The sequence below is a fragment of the Algibacter amylolyticus genome (assembly GCF_014202225.1).
GTDB lineage: Bacteria > Bacteroidota > Bacteroidia > Flavobacteriales > Flavobacteriaceae > Algibacter_B > Algibacter_B amylolyticus.
Genome location: NZ_JACHGE010000001.1, coordinates 229,297 through 247,766, shown reverse-complemented (window position 1 = coordinate 247,766; position 18,470 = coordinate 229,297). Strand labels below are relative to the sequence as shown.

Annotated in this window: 15 protein-coding genes; 12 read left to right on the top strand and 3 right to left on the bottom strand. The window is 32.1% G+C overall.

Annotation, left to right across the window (positions count from 1 at the left end; all coding sequences use genetic code 11):
• The first annotated feature begins 46 nt into the window (after positions 1 to 46).
• The 8 genes from HNQ90_RS01110 to HNQ90_RS01075 all read left to right on the top strand — a co-directional run bounded on the left by HNQ90_RS01110 (position 47) and on the right by HNQ90_RS01075 (position 10,062).
• Positions 47 to 907 (top strand): MBL fold metallo-hydrolase, encoded by an 861-nt coding sequence (locus tag HNQ90_RS01110; RefSeq protein WP_144114819.1) that lies wholly within the window; start codon positions 47 to 49, stop codon positions 905 to 907.
• A gap of 28 nt (positions 908 to 935) precedes the next feature.
• The gene (locus tag HNQ90_RS01105; protein ID WP_144114818.1) at positions 936 to 2,543 is read left to right on the top strand and encodes a S8 family peptidase; all 1,608 of its coding nucleotides are present in this window, start codon (positions 936 to 938) and stop codon (positions 2,541 to 2,543) included.
• A gap of 73 nt (positions 2,544 to 2,616) precedes the next feature.
• The gene (locus HNQ90_RS01100) at positions 2,617 to 4,422 is read left to right on the top strand and encodes a M1 family metallopeptidase (RefSeq protein WP_144114817.1); all 1,806 of its coding nucleotides are present in this window, start codon (positions 2,617 to 2,619) and stop codon (positions 4,420 to 4,422) included.
• Between the two features lie 301 nt (positions 4,423 to 4,723).
• Positions 4,724 to 5,629: a LolA-like protein gene (locus HNQ90_RS01095; RefSeq protein WP_144114816.1), complete on the top strand. Its 906-nt coding sequence runs from the start codon at positions 4,724 to 4,726 to the stop codon at positions 5,627 to 5,629.
• Positions 5,630 to 5,718: 89 nt separating this feature from the next.
• The gene (rnpA, locus tag HNQ90_RS01090) at positions 5,719 to 6,096 is read left to right on the top strand and encodes a ribonuclease P protein component (protein WP_144114815.1); all 378 of its coding nucleotides are present in this window, start codon (positions 5,719 to 5,721) and stop codon (positions 6,094 to 6,096) included.
• Positions 6,097 to 6,102: 6 nt separating this feature from the next.
• Positions 6,103 to 7,737, top strand: coding sequence for a S41 family peptidase (locus tag HNQ90_RS01085; RefSeq protein WP_144114814.1), 1,635 nt, complete (start codon positions 6,103 to 6,105; stop codon positions 7,735 to 7,737).
• Between the two features lie 99 nt (positions 7,738 to 7,836).
• Entirely contained in the window at positions 7,837 to 8,700 is an 864-nt protein-coding gene (locus tag HNQ90_RS01080; RefSeq protein ID WP_144114813.1) for an OmpA family protein, read from the top strand.
• Positions 8,701 to 8,706: 6 nt separating this feature from the next.
• A complete protein-coding gene (locus HNQ90_RS01075) occupies positions 8,707 to 10,062 on the top strand; it encodes a T9SS type B sorting domain-containing protein (protein ID WP_144114812.1) in 1,356 nt (451 codons plus the stop codon).
• Positions 10,063 to 10,066: 4 nt separating this feature from the next.
• Here HNQ90_RS01075 and HNQ90_RS01070 read toward each other — a convergent pair whose 3' ends face one another.
• The 3 genes from HNQ90_RS01070 to HNQ90_RS01060 all read right to left on the bottom strand — a co-directional run bounded on the left by HNQ90_RS01070 (position 10,067) and on the right by HNQ90_RS01060 (position 11,966).
• Positions 10,067 to 10,510, bottom strand: coding sequence for a GNAT family N-acetyltransferase (locus HNQ90_RS01070; RefSeq protein ID WP_144114811.1), 444 nt, complete (start codon positions 10,508 to 10,510; stop codon positions 10,067 to 10,069).
• 103 nt (positions 10,511 to 10,613) lie between these two features.
• Positions 10,614 to 11,531 (bottom strand): cation diffusion facilitator family transporter, encoded by a 918-nt coding sequence (locus HNQ90_RS01065; RefSeq protein ID WP_144114810.1) that lies wholly within the window; start codon positions 11,529 to 11,531, stop codon positions 10,614 to 10,616.
• Positions 11,532 to 11,966: an RpiB/LacA/LacB family sugar-phosphate isomerase gene (locus tag HNQ90_RS01060; protein ID WP_144114809.1), complete on the bottom strand. Its 435-nt coding sequence runs from the start codon at positions 11,964 to 11,966 to the stop codon at positions 11,532 to 11,534.
• A gap of 725 nt (positions 11,967 to 12,691) precedes the next feature.
• Here HNQ90_RS01060 and HNQ90_RS01055 point away from each other — a divergent pair.
• The 4 genes from HNQ90_RS01055 (at position 12,692) to HNQ90_RS01040 (ending at position 18,354) form a co-directional block, all read left to right on the top strand.
• Positions 12,692 to 14,755 (top strand): T9SS type A sorting domain-containing protein, encoded by a 2,064-nt coding sequence (locus HNQ90_RS01055; protein WP_144114808.1) that lies wholly within the window; start codon positions 12,692 to 12,694, stop codon positions 14,753 to 14,755.
• A gap of 197 nt (positions 14,756 to 14,952) precedes the next feature.
• The gene (rnr, locus tag HNQ90_RS01050) at positions 14,953 to 17,151 is read left to right on the top strand and encodes a ribonuclease R (RefSeq protein ID WP_144114807.1); all 2,199 of its coding nucleotides are present in this window, start codon (positions 14,953 to 14,955) and stop codon (positions 17,149 to 17,151) included.
• Between the two features lie 146 nt (positions 17,152 to 17,297).
• Entirely contained in the window at positions 17,298 to 17,591 is a 294-nt protein-coding gene (locus tag HNQ90_RS01045; RefSeq protein WP_144114806.1) for a YbjQ family protein, read from the top strand.
• An 85-nt stretch (positions 17,592 to 17,676) separates the two neighbouring features.
• Positions 17,677 to 18,354, top strand: a complete 678-nt coding sequence (locus HNQ90_RS01040; RefSeq protein WP_144114805.1) for a head GIN domain-containing protein — start codon at positions 17,677 to 17,679, stop codon at positions 18,352 to 18,354.
• Positions 18,355 to 18,470 lie beyond the last annotated feature (116 nt).

Sequence of the window (18,470 nt, the reverse complement as noted above, 5' to 3'; positions counted from 1 at the left end):
TAACCTTTAAAAGCGTTTAATATAGATTTCTTAATTTTACATTCCTATGAAATTACATCCTATTAATGCCGGAAACCTAAAGCTTGATGGTGGTGCCATGTTTGGTGTTGTGCCTAAAGTATTATGGAACAGATCAAACCCTGCAGATGCCAATAACATGATAGATATTGCGACGCGCTGTTTATTAATTGAAGATGGCAATCGCCTTATTTTGATTGATAATGGTATGGGCGATAAGCAATCTGATAAATTTTACAGTTACTACCATCCTTGGGGCGATTATAGTTTAGATGCCTCGTTGAAAGCCGCTGGTTTTAATCGCGATGATATTACCGATGTGTTTATGACGCATTTACATTTTGATCATTGTGGTGGTAGTATTCAATGGAACAAAGACAAAACGGGCTACGAACCCGCTTTTAAAAATGCGCATTTTTGGAGTAATAAAGACCATTGGAAATGGGCAACCGAGCCTAATAGACGAGAAAGTGCTTCGTTTTTAAAAGAAAATATTATGCCTATGGAAGAAAGTGGACAATTAAAATTCACAGCACTTCCCGAAGATAATTTACTTAAAAACTCAGCACTAGGTTTCGATATCTTTTTTGCCGATGGACATACCGATAAGCAAATGATTCCACTTATAAAGTATAAGGATAAAACCATTGCTTTTATGGCCGATTTATTACCAACAATTGGTCATTTACCACTACCCTATGTTATGGGTTATGATACTAGACCACTATTAACGCTAAACGAAAAAGAAAACTTTTTAAACATAGCGGCAGAACAAAATTTCTATTTATTTTTAGAGCATGACGCCCATCACGAAATAATAACCGTACATAATACAGAAAATGGTGTACGCTTAAAAGGACTTCATACCTGCGAGGAGATCTTTAATTAAAACAAAATGACTAATTCAATACATTACAATGAAAACAATTAATTTAATAGCAAAATCTGCATTCCTAGCAGTTTTAATTTCAGGTTGTGGCGGAGTCGCTCCTGTATTATCAACCCCTGTTGAAAACATCGATTCATCGCCACTAAAAGTTTCTGAACTTACTGATGCTGAAGCACACAATTGGGGACACTTGGATTTGGTAAAAGATACCATTCCTGGAATGAGTGTTGATAAAGCTTACGCTGAAATCATAAAAAACAAAAAAGGTAAAAAAGTAATAGTTGCTGTAATAGATTCTGGAATAGATATCGATCATGAAGATTTAAACGATGTTATTTGGACTAACAAAGATGAAATACCAAACAACGGAAAAGACGACGACAACAATGGATATGTTGATGATGTACACGGATGGAACTTTTTAGGTGAAGGCTACAACGAGCAATTAGAATTTGTTAGAATTTTAGCTAGTGGAGATACCAGTAACCCTGATTATGCTGCTGCTAAGGCAGAATACGATAGCGAATATCAAAAATGGCTAGGTAGAAAAACACAATACGAGCAAATTTATCAACAACTTCAAACAGCCGATGCAGCATTAACAAAACATTTTGGCAAAAAAGATTATACAAAAAAAGAAGTTGCCGCTATTAAAACTGAAAATGAAAGTTTAGCACAAGCACAACAAATAGCAAATTACATGCTAAATAACGGTATGGATTCTATGACTGATGCGGTAAAAGAAATTGAAAATGGGTTAGAAAGTATTAACGAGCGTTTAAACTACAACTTAAATAAAGATTTTAAAGGTCGTGTTAACGGAGATAATCCAGACGATATGTCTACTAAATTTTACGGCAATGGTAATGTAAAGCCTGTTAAAATAACTGAAAGCCATGGTACACACGTAGCAGGTATTATTGCTGCCGAACGTAACAATGGTAAAGGTGCAAATGGTGTTGCAAATAATGTAGAGATTATGAGTATTAGAGCTGTACCAAACGGCGATGAGTACGATAAAGATGTAGCCTTAGCTATTCGTTACGCTGTAGATAATGGTGCTTCTATTATTAATGGTAGTTTTGGTAAAAGCTTTTCAACACATAGCGATTGGGTACGCGATGCTATAACTTACGCCTCAGAAAAAGACGTAATTTTTGTTCATGCTGCCGGAAATGACAGTAAAGATGTAGATACAGAACCAAATTTTCCAGATGATAATGTAAACTATAACGAGATTTCAAATACTTATATTAGAGTTGGTGCTTTGGCTCCAAAATACGGATCGTCAATGGTAGCTGGTTTTTCTAACTACGGAAAACAAAATGTAGATGTTTTTGCTCCTGGAGCAAGCGTGTACTCTACAACTCCAGAAAACGATTACCAAACTAAAGGAGGAACATCAATGGCTGCTCCTGGTGTAGCTGGTGTAGCGGCATTAATTCGTTCGCAATACCCTAGCTTAAGCGCTGCTCAAGTAAAACAAATTATTATGGATTCTGGTTTAGCCATTAACTCTAAAGTTATTGTTGGAGGAAACTCAGAAGATATTCGTCCGTTTGCCAATTTAAGTAAATCTGCTAAAATGGTAAATGCCTATAATGCATTAATTATGGCAGCCAAATTAGCTAAATAAAAAATTATAAATTATAAAGGTTGTTCTGTGATGTTAAAGCATCATTTAACAACCTTTTTTAATACACATGTCTATGAATCGTTATATCCTTTCCGCACTAAGTATCGTATTATTACTGTCTTGTAGTAGTCAAAAAACCATGGCTGTATCTCCGCCACCAGCACCAACGCCTCCTGCTGCCTCAACATCTTGTTATTGGCAACAACATGTAGACTACAGTATGGATATTGATATGGATGTAAACAACTATCAATACAAAGGAAAACAAGAGTTAGTTTACACAAACAACTCTCCAGATGTTTTAGATAAAGTGTTCTATCATTTATATTTTAATGCGTTTCAACCAGGAAGCGAAATGGATGTACGTTCTAGAACCATTGCAGATCCAGACTCTAGAGTTGGCGACAGAATTAGCAAGTTAAGTCCAAATGAAATTGGTTATATTAAAGTAAACGCATTAAAACAAAATGGTGTTGATTTAAAACACCAAACCGTTGGTACTGTTTTAGAAGTCGCTTTAGCAAAACCTATTCAACCCGGAGAAAGTGTAACTTTTAATATGCTTTTTGATGCTCAAGTACCAGTTCAAATTCGTCGTTCTGGTAGAAACAGTAAAGAAGGTGTAGCACTTTCAATGACACAATGGTACCCTAAATTAGCCGAATACGATTTTGAAGGCTGGCACGCCGATCCTTATATAGGTCGCGAATTTATTGGCGTTTGGGGCGATTACGATGTAAAATTAACCATCAATAAAGACTACGTTGTAGGCGGAACAGGTTATTTACAAGGAGAACCAAAAGTTGAAGGCAGTAAAAAAACACTTCATTTTAAAGCAGCAAACGTACACGATTTTACTTGGGCCGCAGATCCAGATTACATTCATGATACTAAGCAAGTGCCTAATGGTCCGCTTCTAAATTTCTATTACAAAAACACACTAAGTTCAGAGCACAAGCAAAACTGGAAAAAATTACAATCAAAAACGGTCGAAATGATGCAGTATTTCTCAGAGCATATTGGTAACTATCCTTACGACCAATATTCGGTAATTCAAGGTGGCGATGGCGGAATGGAATATGCTATGTGTACTTTAATTACTGGGCAACGCAGTTTTGGCAGTTTAGCAGGTGTTACAGCCCATGAGTTGGCACATACATGGTTTCAGTTCCTGTTAGCATCAAACGAAGCTAAACACGAGTGGATGGACGAAGGTTTTACAACCTATATAAGTAACTGGGCCATGAATGATATCTTTAACGAAGGCAAAGCAAACCCAGTCGAAAACGCTTATAAAGGCTATATATATTTAGCAACCTCTGGTAAAGAACAACCGCTTACCACACATGCAGATCGTTACACATACAATCAATCCTATGGTATTTCTGCTTACAGTAAAGGTGCCGTGTTTATGTCGCAATTAGGTTATGTAATAGGCGACGATAACCTTAAAAAAACCATTAAAAAATATTTCACAGACTTTGCTTTTAAACACCCAAAGCCTTTAGATATTATTAGAACTGCCGAAAAAGTTTCTGGTTTAGAACTCGATTGGTATTTAACAGATTTTGCACAAACAACAAACACCATAGATTATGGCGTTAAAAGTATCGATGGTAACGCCATTACCCTAGAGCGTATAGGGGTTATGCCAATGCCTTTAGACCTTACTGTTACTTACACCGACGGTAAAACCGAAGATTTTTACATTCCTTTACAAATAATGCGTGGCGAAAAACCAACCACGGCTACCATTGCTAAAGACTGGGCGTGGGCGTATCCAACATACACCTTACAAACATCAAAACCAGTAAAATCTGTACAAATAGACCCAAAAGCATTAATGGCAGATATAGATAAGGAGAATAATAAAAAATAAACGAATAATTTGGGCGCTACCACAAGGGTCGGGCTTTTCGCTACAAGTCCTCACGCCCTCAAAAACAAACTCGGGCGCTGTGGGCTTTCCACTGCAATCCCTAGCGCACTTATTTGCTAGCAAAGTTTTAAGCCTAAAAGGCTGTTAGTATCCAAACCATAAAAAGACCACTTTATTTTTTAAGTAAGGTGGTTTTTTTATGGATAATGTTTAAAAACTTTAAGAAATCGGTACACCGCATTTAAAACTATATTAACATAATTTAAAAATTAATATAGTTACTTCGCAAAAAGAAAACATCATGAAAAACATACTACTAACTTTAACCTTAGGCGCATCTATATTTGCCACAAGTTGTAAAAACAATACAGAAGCCAAAACCGAATCAACAACCGTTGAAACTGCTACAAAAGATTTAGCTTTAAAACCAGAATCTTGGATTAATGCTCGTGTAGAAAAAGCAAAAACAAAATTACAAAGTACCGAAGCTGGAAACATTATTTGGCAAGCCATGGAAGCTCATGGTGGCCTTAAAAACTGGTACAGTAATGGACCAGTATCATTTCATTTCGATTATTTACCTTTAGATGGTAAAACACGTCGTAATACCCATCAAACCATCGATACTTGGAGTAACAAAGCGCGCCACCAAAGCCTTACAGACTCAACAGATGAGTTTGGATGGACCGGTGAAAAAGCATGGAAAAAAACAAAAGACTCTTTAGCATTTCCTTTCGATATGCGTTTCTGGGCCTTAACACCACATTACTTTTTATCGCAACCTTTCGTTTTTGATGGCGAAGGTGTAAACTTTAAAAAACTAGAAGATAAAACCCATAAAAATGAAACTTTTAATACCGTTAAAGTCACATTTTCTCCAGGTACAGGCGATGCTCCAGACGACTATTATATCCTTTATTTTAGTAAAACAACACATAAATTAGCGGTTATACGCTACATCGTTTCTTACCCAGAATATTTTAAAAACGGTAAAATGAAACATTCTCCAGAAAAATTTATGGAAATACAAGGCTATCAAACGGTTAGTGGTATCGAGTTTCCAACGGCATATCATACCCATTGGTTAACAAAAAATGAAACAGCCGGAGCACATATTACAACCATAACGGTAGATAATATTTCATTTAAACCAGAGCTTGAAAACGATTATTTCGATATGCCAAATGGCGCTGTTCTTATCGAGTAAACCTTTCACAAAAAATATAATTTTCAAAAACCACTTAGTTACTAAGTGGTTTTTATATTTTATTACCTTTGGCAAATAAAATAAACCTATTGAACTACACTTACGGTAATAAAGAAAAGCTTAAAAGTAAAAAATTGATTGACCAGTTATTTACTGAAGGAAAATCGGTTTCGGCCTACCCATTGCGTTTGGTGTATTTAGGAACTACTTTTAAGGAGGATATAATAGCTAAAACAGGTGTCTCGGTTAGTAAGCGTAACTTTAAAACTGCAGTAGACAGAAATAGAATAAAACGTTTGTTAAGAGAAGCTTACCGACTTAATAAATCAATCTTTTTTAACAATTTAACAACGCAGCATGCGTTTATGATTTTGTATATTGGAAAAGATAAGCCTACTTTAGATTTCGTTGAAACTAAAATGAAAATTTTATTTGAGAAGTTTTCAAGCAAAATTTCAGAAAAATAATCGAACATGAAAAACATTTTTAAAAAGAGAATTATAATTCCCATACTAGCAGGTGTTCTGTTTATTTCAACTACTGCTTTTAAAAACGATTTTTTTGAAATCGCCAAACAAATAGAGATTTTCACCACATTATTTAAGGAATTAAATATGAATTACGTGGACGAAACTAACCCTGGCGATTTAATGGATACCGCCATAAAAAGTATGCTTGCAGATTTAGATCCGTATACTAATTTTATGAACGAGCAAGATGTTGAGGCCGCTAGAATTAACAATACCGGCGATTATACAGGTATTGGTGCCAAAATACAAACTAAAAAAGATAAACTAATTATAATTGAGCCCTACAAAGGTTACCCAGCAGATAAAGCGGGTTTAAAAGCTGGAGACGAAATTATTAAAGTTGGTAATACATTAATTGAAGGTTATGAGGATTACCCTGGCGATTTACTTAAAGGTGCTCCAGATTCCTCAGTCGAAGTGGTTTTTAAACGCCAAGGAAAAACTCAAACAGCAACTATAAAACGAGCCGAAGTTGAGATAAAAGCTGTACCTCACTTCTCTATGATTAACGATAAAACAGGTTATATCGTTTTAAGTAAATTCAATAAAAAAGCGCATGCCGAAACTAATTATGCTTTACGTGATTTAAAAGCTCAAGGTGCCGAAAATATCGTTTTAGATTTACGTGGTAACCCTGGTGGATTACTAAGAGAAGCTATAAAAATTGTAAACCTTTTTGTGCCAAAAAATCAATTGGTAGTAACAACAAAATCAAAAGTAAAAAAATACAATCGTACCTATCTTACAACCGACGAACCTATAGATACCGAAATTCCGCTTGTTATTTTAATTGATGGTAAAAGTGCATCAGCTAGCGAAATTGTATCTGGAGCGCTTCAAGATTTAGACAGAGCGGTTATTGTTGGATCACGCAGTTTTGGAAAAGGTTTAGTACAACGCCCTAAAATATTAACGTATGGTACACAAGTTAAAATCACCATTTCAAGGTATTACACACCTTCTGGACGTTGTATTCAAGCTCTAGATTATTGGAATAGAAATGAAAAAGGTGAAGCCGTAAAAGTAAAACAAGAAAACTATAATGCCTTTAAAACTAAAAATGGCAGACAAGTATTTGATGGTGGTGGTGTTTTTCCTGATGCCCAAGTTGGATCGTATAAAATATCGCCAATTACAACTGCCATTGTTAATAACAATTTAATTTTTGACTATGCTACAAAATACCATTACAGTCATAATATTAGCGATATTAATAGTTTAAAACTTAGCGATGCCGATTTTTCAGATTTTAAAAACTATTTAAAAACTAATAATTTTACGTTTGAAACCGATACCGAAAAAGCCCTTAAAAAGGCCTATGAAATAGCGCAAAAAGAAGAATTAAACGATAATATTGACCGCGATTACAACACATTAATTTCTAATTTAAACACATCAAAAACCAATATTATTGATGAGAATAAAGACTATTTATTAGAGTTATTAACTAAAGATATTGTTAAACAATATGTGTACAGAGAAGGCTTGTATGAATATTTAGAAATCCATGATAACGAAATAAAAAAAGCTACAAATATACTGGCTACCCCAACAACATATCAAGGTTATTTAAAATAAAAAGCAAAGTGAGTATTTACGAAAAACCGCATACATGTTGACTTCTGGCATGGTTTTAGATTAAAAACAGTATATTTATCTCCTATTTAAAACCCCTATATGACTAAATTATTTGTATTAATATGTTTTACTTTATGTAGTGTTTTTTCTTTTTCTCAAAAAGAACTAACACACGAAGTATATTTTAATACGGATAAATTTGAGGTTCCAAACACCGAAGAAAACCGTTTACTATTATTTATATCGAACTTAAATGATATAGATATAGAATCTATTTCAATATTTGGTTTTTGCGATGATAGAGGTGCAGATACCTACAACTTATTACTCTCGCAACAGCGTGCAGATGCTATTAAAGCCATTTTTGCAAATAACGAAATTAGCGAAGACTTAATTTCGAATGTAGATGGTAAAGGCGAAATACTTTTAAAAATAATTGAAGAAGAAAACCTTTTAAAAATAAGAGGATTAAACCGGAAGGTAGAAATTATAGTAAAACCTAAAGTACCAAAACCAGTGGTTAAAAAGGTTGTGGATAGCACGCCAAAACCTAAAAAAGAAAAAGGTATTGAAGATCTTATAAAAGAAGGTAATAAAGGTGATAAAATTTTATTTAAAAATATTTTATTTAAAACAGGTTATGCTTCAGTTACTCCAAGTTCAAAAAAAATATTAGAATCTATTGCTAAAGCACTTTTAGAACGCGAAGATATTTACTTTACCATACAAGGGCATGTATGTTGTACACAGTATAGTAGAGATGCTGTGAATAGACAAACTAAAAAAAGAGATTTATCGGCAGCGCGTGCAAAATACGTTTACGACTATTTTGCTAAAAAAGGTATTGATAAAAAACGTATGCGACACATTGGGTTACGACGAAAATTTCCTCTTGGTGGCGATCCAGAATTAGATAGACGCGTTGAAATTCTTATTACCTACGTTAGTAAACCTACCAACTAAATTTAAATGGGCTCCAAAACTAAATTTTTTGTAATTAGTTTCTATTTGGTTTCCTTTTGTTGCCTTTCTCAAAACACATTCATTCCAGACGATAATTTTGAACAAGTTTTAATCGACTTAGGCTTAGATTCTGGTCCTTTAGATGATTTTGTACCAACTTCCAATATAACGACTGTAACAAGCTTAGATTTAAGTTTTGATACTACGGGCTTAAATATTTCCAATCTTACCGGTATTGAAGATTTTACAAGCTTAAATCAACTCTTCGTACAAAATAATCAATTAACAAGTATTGATGTTAGCTCGAATACTAATTTACAGATTTTATGGTGTTTTAATAACCAATTATCTGATCTTAATGTTTCTCAAAACCCTAATTTAATTTCTTTACGCTGCGAAGATAATCTGCTAACAAATTTGGATACTTTAAACAATATTAACTTAAATGTATTGATTTGCGAACGTAATAATTTATCGACTTTAAATGTTTCAAATAATACGGGTTTAAGCAGGTTGCAATGTGGCAGTAATAACTTAACTAGTTTAGATGTTAGTAATAATTCAAACTTATCGTATTTATCGTGCCCGCAGAATAATATAACTACTTTAAACGTTGAAAATAACAATAAATTAACGACATTACTATGTTTTGAAAATACAATTTCGGCTCTAAATCTTTCTAAAAATTTTAATTTAACCGAAATAGATTGTAGTAATAATGCGCTGTGCAGTTTAAATTTAAATAACGGGAATAACACAAACATGACATCAATTAATTTTGAATTTAATCCAAATTTAAATTGTGTTGTGGTAGATAATCCTGATGCCGACCATACAACTTGGCAACCATCAAATTTTGCTAATTATGTAAATTCTAATGAAGCCTGCAGCGATTTTATTCCTGTTGATAGTTTAGATACGGTTTTTGGAACAAGTTATACCTTACCAACACTAAATAATGGAAATTACTTTACCGAGCCTAATGGTATGGGAACAGCCTTAAATGCAGGAAGTATTATTAACAGTACCCAAACTATTTTTATATACAATCAAACGTCTTGTTATAGCAATCAAACTAGTTTTTCTGTAATTATAAATAATGAAGATTACTTTATTCCTAAATACTTTACACCCAATAATGATGGTATAAACGATGTTTGGCAAGTTTACGATCGTTTAAACCTAGTTAATAACATTTCAATTTATAACCGATACGGAAAATTATTAAAATTTTTACCTAATACAACTGCAGGATGGGATGGTACCTATAACGGTCAAATTTTAAATAGTGATAGCTATTGGTACGAGATTATATTAAACTCTAAAGAAGTGTTACGCGGCTATTTTACTTTAAAACGCTAGAAGATCAGCCTTTTATCATGGCTATATGAGGTATATTGTCTTCCAAATACTCCTCGCCTGTTTCTTTAAATCCTAAATTATTATAGAATTTTAATAAATATACTTGTGCCGATATTTTAATAGTGGTTTCATTAAAATAAGTTTTTATCGCTTCCGCGGAAGCGTTCATAATATCGTAACCATACATATGCTCTCTTTCATTTTTAGCAACCACTACCCTACCAATACTAGCTAATTCAAAGTAATCACCAGGTTTAAAAATTCTTGTGTAAGCTACAATTTTATCATTTTTAACACCCAATACATGAAGGGATTTTTGGTCTTTCCCATCAATATCTTGGTAAATGCAATCTTGTTCTACTACAAATACTTCACTTCGTAATTGTAATAAGTAATACAACTCGTGTCTACTAAGTTCGTTAAAAGATTTTACTTTAATATTTAGCATGATAATCGGTTATTAAAGACTTTGGTAACAAGTCGTAGAAATCATTATAATTGAGGGTTAATCTATAATTAAAAAAAAAAAAGATTCCTGCCTTCGATGGAATTTAATCTTGAACAATAATATCCTTGGCATCATTTTTACCAAATTCCGGTTGAATATTAACATGATTAATGTCGTATTTATCGAATACCAAATCTTCAATTTGATGTAAAATAGTATCAAATTGAGATAGAGTAATATCTTGATTAAAATCGATATGAGCTTCTAAATGAATTTCGTCTTCATTAAGTTGCCAAATATGTACATGATGAATACTTTTAACAGTTTCAAAAGCATTTATTTCGTCAACAATTTGTTTTATAGGAATGGTATCTGGTGTAAATAGCATGAGTACTTTGGTTGAATCCTTCAACAAATCGAAGCCCATCCAAACTAAATAAATTGCTATTGCAAAGGTTAATACACTATCTACCCAAAACAGCTGATAATACTTCATTAAAAGGCCGCCAATTAAAACAGCTACACTAGCCATCATATCTGTTAATAAATGAAGGTAGGCACTTTTCATATTCATATTAGTATTAGCATCTTTTTTAAGTAAAAGCACACTAAAACCGTTTCCTAAAATAGCCACTAAAGACAGCCATATTACTAAACCAGAATCAATTTTTTGAGGATCTTGAAATCGTTTTACGGCTTCAATAATTAATAAAATAGCTACTACAATTAATGTGGCTGCATTAATAAAAGCGGCTAAAATTTCGGCACGTTTATACCCGAAAGTTTTTTGAAAAGAGGCCTTCTTTTTAGTTAGATTATTTGCTACATAACTAATAATTAAAGAAATAACATCGCTAAAATTATGTAATGCATCACTTAATAAAGCTAAACTTCCAGAAATTAAACCACCAACAACCTGAGCTGCCGTAATAATAATATTTAAAAAAATAGATATAAGAAGGTTACGACCTTTTAAGTCGCTATGAACATGCGCGTGATTATGAGCATGATGGTGCTCCATTTAACAAGACAATGGAATTTTATCTATTCTGTTTTGGTGTCTGCCGCCTTCAAATTCAGTACTTAAAAAAGTTTCTACCATTTTTAAGGTTTGAGGAATAGCAGTGAACCTAGCAGGAATACATAATATGTTGGCATTATTGTGTTGTCTTATTAATTCTACTATTTCGTTTGTCCAGCAAATACCAGCACGAATTTTTTGGTGTTTATTAGCCGTCATAGCAACACCATTTGCACTGCCACAAATTAAAATACCAAAATCTGCTTTATTAGTTTCAACATCGTTAGCAACTGGGTGTACAAAATCTGCGTAATCTACACTATCAAAAACATCGGTGCCATGGTTAATTACTTTATAACCTTTAGTTTTTAAAAGTTCTATTATTGCAAATTTATAATCGGTACCTGCGTGGTCATTTCCTATTGAAATAGTCATTATTATGTATATTGATTTTTATAATTACAAAGGTAGTAAATTATGGATTTAGATTGCCTTTTTACTTAACCTGTGTTATATAAACAAGTTACATTTTTGTATAAATATAAAAGTGTAAAACCGAATCTATAAAATTAAGGCGTACTAATTAGACTTATAAACAATGTGTACTATTATGTGCACGACATGTTAATAACTGTTAATTAGTTTTTAAAAGAAAAACATTGAATATCCAATAAATTTTACAATCCGTAACCTTTAGTTAACATGCAAATAAGTTAATGTAAATTTATAGTTAAGTTATAAGTCTTATTTGTGTACTTGTGAGTCAAAAATTTTATAATACTTATTAAAAATTGTTGTTAATAGTTGTTATTAACAATTGTTAATAGAAATTATAAATAGCTTTAAATTTAAGGACTTAAGTATTTTAAAACTGTTCATTTCGTATCAACAAAATACTATAAGATATTTATCAAAGAAAATACTAAAAAAGTTATACCGCTATTAACACACTATAATAACCACCATTTATTTTTTTAAATTTTAAAAGAAAAATGATAGTATATATATATATGTGGATAAGTCTAAAAAAAAAATTAGAAAATTTGATTTTTCTGTCATTGAAATGAAAATATTTCGTAAATTGTTTACTTACAAATAAATAGCATTTTAGTTTTCCTCACAGAATTTTAGCAAAATAATTTATTAACCTAAAATTTAATATGATGAAAACATTTTACTCTTTTCTTGCCGTATTTTTTTATTTCTCAACGCTTTTTGCCCAATATACTTATGTTCCTGACGATAATTTCGAGCAGGCATTAATTAATTTAGGCTATGATAATGTTTTAGATAACTATGTTTTAACAAGTAACATTAATGGTGTAACAAATTTAGATGTAAGTAATTCTAGATTCTCTGATGATGATATTTTTGGTATACAGGATTTAACCGGTATAGAGGATTTTACTGCTTTAGTAGACTTAAACTGTAGTATTAATAGTTTAACAAGTTTAGATTTAAGCTCAAATCTTGCTTTAGAATATGTGTTTTGTGAAATTAACGACCTAACTAGTATTAATGTTTGTGCTAATACAGCTTTAAAATGGCTTATTTGTAGATCTAATAATTTAATAGGTTTAGATGTAACTTCAAATCCAGCTTTAGAAGTATTAATTTGTGAAACTAACGAATTAACAAGTTTAAATGTAAGGTCTAATCCTAATCTTACTAGATTACGTTGTGGTGATAATAAGCTTGAGTTTTTAAATGTAAAAAATTGTAATAACTATAATTTTGATTCTGATGTTGTAATAGGTTTTGATGCTAGTGGTAATCCTGATTTGTCTTGTATTTTAGTGGATGATGCTGCCTATAGTAATGCTAATTGGTCTTTTAAAGATGATACCGCTAGTTACGATGAATACTGCTTGTTACCATCATTAACCTATGTACCAGACGATAATTTTGAACAAGCACTAATAAATTTAGGTTATGATGATGTTTTAGACAATTTTGTAGTATCTGGTAATATAAATACTATTACAAATTTAGATGTGAGTAATAGTAGATTTGGAAATGATGATTTTGGTATTATAGATTTAACTGGTATTGAAGATTTTACAAGTTTAGTAAGTTTAGATTGTTCTTATAACAATATTACAAGTTTAGATTTAAGTTCTAATGGATTGTTGGAAACTTTGTTTTGTAATGTTAATGATTTAAAATCCCTCAATGTTGCTTGTACTCCAAATTTAAAAACTTTAAATTGTGATAGTAATGAATTAACGCAATTAAATGTTAGTTTAAATCCAAAGTTAGAATTATTATACTGCGTTACAAACCAATTAACTAGTTTGGATGTAAGTGCAAATCCTGCTCTTGTAAGATTACGTTGTGCTGTTAATGAATTAACTTATTTAAATGTAAAAAATGGAAATAATACTAATTTTCATGGTGATGTCGTGCTTGGTTTTGAAGCAACTGGAAACCCAGATTTAACGTGTATACAAGTAGATGATGCCGCTTATAGTAATGCTAATTGGACACATAAAGATGATACTGCCAGTTATAGTAGTAGTTGTTATAACCCATTATTAGTTTACTTACCAGATAATTTTTTCGAACAATTTTTTATTGATTTAGGTCTTGATGATATTTTAGACGACTATATATTTTTAGATAAAGTAATTAATATACAAAAACTAGATATTAGTAATAAAAATATCTCAGATTTAACAGGTATTGAATATTTAACTTCATTAGAAACATTATACTGCCAAAACAATAAGCTTATTAACTTAGATTTAAGTTTAAACACTGCACTAACATATTTAAATTGTTCTGGAAATCAATTGGAAACGATAAACTTAAAAAATGGTAATAATGCTAAATTAACCTATTTAAATACTACAGGAAACCCTAATTTAACGTGTATCCAGGTAGATAATGAAGATTACAGTAATAAGAATTGGAAAAGTGATGGCAGTAAACATTTTTGTATAGATAAGTATACTAAGTTTAGCGAAAAATGCGAATTATTAAGTATAACTAATATTAAAAATTTAAGTTTTAAGTTGTATCCAAATCCAATTTCAGAAAAGTTTACTATAAAACTTCAAAATGGTTTAGAACTAAAAAAACTAAGTATTTATAATCATATAGGGGAACTTATTAAACAAGAGAAGCAAAATACTATGGATGTTTCTAAACTATCCAAGGGTATTTATTTTATTCAAGTTGAAACCAATCAAGGTAAATCGGCTAAAAAAATACTTATAGAATAATATTAATTTCTTCAATATTTAAAAAAGGCTCCCAGTAATTTGCGAGCCTTTTTTCATAAATTAATAGTAATAAAATATCCATTTAATATTAAAACCGTAGCTTTGTAAAAAGAAATAGCAAATTCTTCACATTAATAATGCTATTTAATAACAAAATTTCCAATACCTTAGGAAATAATAATGATTACAATAATTAAATGAGTAAAAAAAGAAAAGGAAAGTCCAAAAAGAATGGCATTTCCAACCTTACAAATACAATCTTAAGTATATTAAAAAAAGAAAGAAACCAAAGTTTTAACTACAAACAAATTGCTGCAAAACTTGGTGTAAACGATGCTAGTAGCAGAAATCAAATTATAAAAACACTGGCTAAACTTACGGCTCAACAAGAGTTAGAAGAAGTAGAACGCGGTAAATTTAAAGCAGTAGTAAATACAGAATATCATATTGGTACGCTAGATTTAGGCGCTAAAGGAAACGGTTATGTTATTTCCGATGATTTTGAGGACGATGTCTTTATTGCATCCAATAATATTAATAAAGCTTTACATGGCGACGAAGTAGAATTCTACGCTTATAAACGTAAAAAACGTGGTAAATCGGAAGGCGAAATTACCAATATAATAAAACGTGCAAAATCAGAGTATGTGGGCGTTATTCAAATTCACGAAAAAAAGAATTTTGCTTTTGTAGTAGTAGATAGTAATAAAATGTACAAAGATATTTTTGTACCAATTAACAAAATTAATAAGGCCGAAGATGGCGATAAAGTATTAGTATTACTAGAAGATTGGCCAGAAAAATCAGATTCTCCAAACGGTAAAATTCTAAAAGTATTAGGTAAACCAGGTGAACATAATACCGAAATTCATGCTATTCTAGCCGAATACGGATTACCATTAGAATTCCCTCACGAGGTTGAAGAATTTGCAAATAACATAGATACTTCAATTACCGAAAAAGAAATAGCAAACCGTCGTGATATGCGTAAAGATTTAACCTTTACCATAGATCCTAAAGATGCTAAAGATTTTGATGATGCCTTATCTTTTGAAGTTATCGATAACGGACTCTACGAAATAGGAATCCATATTGCCGATGTATCACATTATTTACAAGAAGGCACTGTGCTGGACGATGAAGCTTACGAGCGTGCAACCTCTGTATATTTAGTAGATCGTGTTGTACCTATGCTTCCAGAAGTATTATCAAACAATGCCTGTTCATTACGTCCGCATGAGGAGAAATATACCTTTTCGGCAGTTTTTCAAATCAATGATAAAGCCGAAATTAAAAACCAATGGTTTGGTAGAACAGTAACGTATAGCGATGCTCGATATGCTTACGAGGAAGCTCAAGCAGTCATAGAATCTAAAACAAATACCATTCCTGCCGAAGTTTCATTAACAGGAAAAACATATCAAACCGATCAAAAATTAGCCGATGCCATCTTAAAAATGGACGAATTAGCTAAAATTATGAGAGGCAGACGTATGCGCGATGGCGCCATATCTTTCGATAAGGTAGAAGTAAAATTCAATTTAGATGAGCAAGCAAATCCGGTAGGGGTATTCTTTAAAACAAGTAAAGATGCCAATAAACTTATCGAGGAGTTTATGCTTTTAGCTAATCGAAAAGTATCGGAATTTGTTGGTAAACAAGATCCTAAAAAAACCTTTGTTTACCGTGTTCACGACGAGCCAGACGATAGTAAATTAGCCTCATTACAAAATGTAGTAGGCCGTTTTGGTTACAAACTTAATTTTAAAGATCGTAAGAGCACAACCGCTTCTTTAAACAATTTATTAAAAGAAGTAAACGGAAAAAAAGAACAAAATCTAGTCGATACTTTAACTATTCGTAGTATGAGTAAAGCCGAATATACCACCCATAACATTGGGCATTACGGTTTAGCATTCAATTATTATAGCCACTTTACATCACCAATACGTCGTTATCCAGATGTTATGGCGCACAGGTTGTTACAACACTATTTAGATGGCGGAAAATCGGCTAGCGAAGCCATTTACGAAGAGAAATGCAACCACTCCAGTAATATGGAAGGTTTAGCAACCAGAGCCGAACGCGATTCTATTAAATACATGCAAATTCGTTTTATGGAAGATCATAAAGACGAAGATTTTGTGGGTGTAATAACAGGTGTTACCGATTGGGGAATCTATGTAGAAATTGTAAGCAACAAATGCGAAGGTATGGTAAGCGTTCGCGACATGAAGGACGATCATTACGCCTTCGATCAAGATCTATACGCTATGGTGGGTAAAAACAACGGTTTGGTCTATCAACTAGGCGACGAGGTAGTCGTAAAAGTTAAAAATACCGATTTAGTTAAAAAACACCTCGATTTTAACCTATTAGGAAAACCGCAGCAATAACATATTTATAACAATTTGGGCGTTACCACAAGGGTCGGGCTTTCGGCAGTCGCTTTTTTGTGTTGCATACGTGCAACAACACAAAAAGAGCTTCAACAAAGCCTCAATCCCTAACGCGAGCAACGTGTTTAAACAAAATAAAAATCATGATATTAACAACAACACATTCAATAGAAGGTTTTAAAATTAACGATTACTTAGGTATTGTAACAGGTGTATCAAGTGTTATTAAAACATCCTTTTCATTTAAAACCGAAAAAAACAATGCTTTAATTGCAGAGGTTATTAATAAAGCAAAAGAAGAAGCGTTTCAAAATTTAAAAGAGAATGCAGCTAAATTAAAAGCCAATGCGGTTGTAGGCATTCAATTAGATATGGAAACCGAAGCCGGATCCTATTATTTTATATCTGTTACAGGTACAGCAGTAAACGTTTTATAACAGCGTATTATAAAGTTTTCATAAAGTAAATAACTTATGGAATAAATCTTGATAGTTTTGCGTTAAACAAAAAACAATAACACTCATGAAAACCTTAATTAAAGTAGTTGTACTATTTGTAACAACGGTGTGTTTAGCACAAAACCCAATAGAAAAAACCGTTGGAGAGTTTAGCGAATTAAAAGTTTACGATTTAATAGAAGTAGAACTTATCAAATCAGATATCGATAAAGTTTCCGTTACCGGAAAAAACGCTGCCGATGTTTTAGTAAATAATAAAAACGGTACTTTAAAAATTAAAATGAAGCTTGAAGAAGCTTTTGATGGTAATAACACTAAAGTAAAATTATATTACACCAATTTAGATGTTATCGATGTTAATGAAGGTGCAAAAGTACACTCCAATGATGTTATCGAGCAATTCGAAATAGATTTAAACGCCCAAGAAGGTGCAAGTATCGATGTAAAAGTCGCTGTTAAATACACCAATGTGCGTGCCGTTACTGGAGGCTCTGTAAAAGCATCAGGTAAATCAAATAACCAAGATATTTCAATTTACACAGGAGGTATTTACAACGGTAAAGATTTAAGTACTAAAGTTACCGAGGTTTCAATTAGAGCAGCTGGCGAAGCCCAAGTAAATGCAACTAAAAAAGTAATAGCTAAGGTTAGAGCTGGTGGCGAAATTTTAATTTACGGAAACCCAGAAGAAATTGAAGAAAGTAAAATTTTAGGTGGGCGTATCTCAAAAGCTAAAGAATAATTTACTACATAAACACAGTAAAAAAATATACAAAAAACCTTCTATTTAGAAGGTTTTTTGCTTTTATAACATATCAATTTAGCAATACATAAACTATACAGTGTTGCTTATACCTC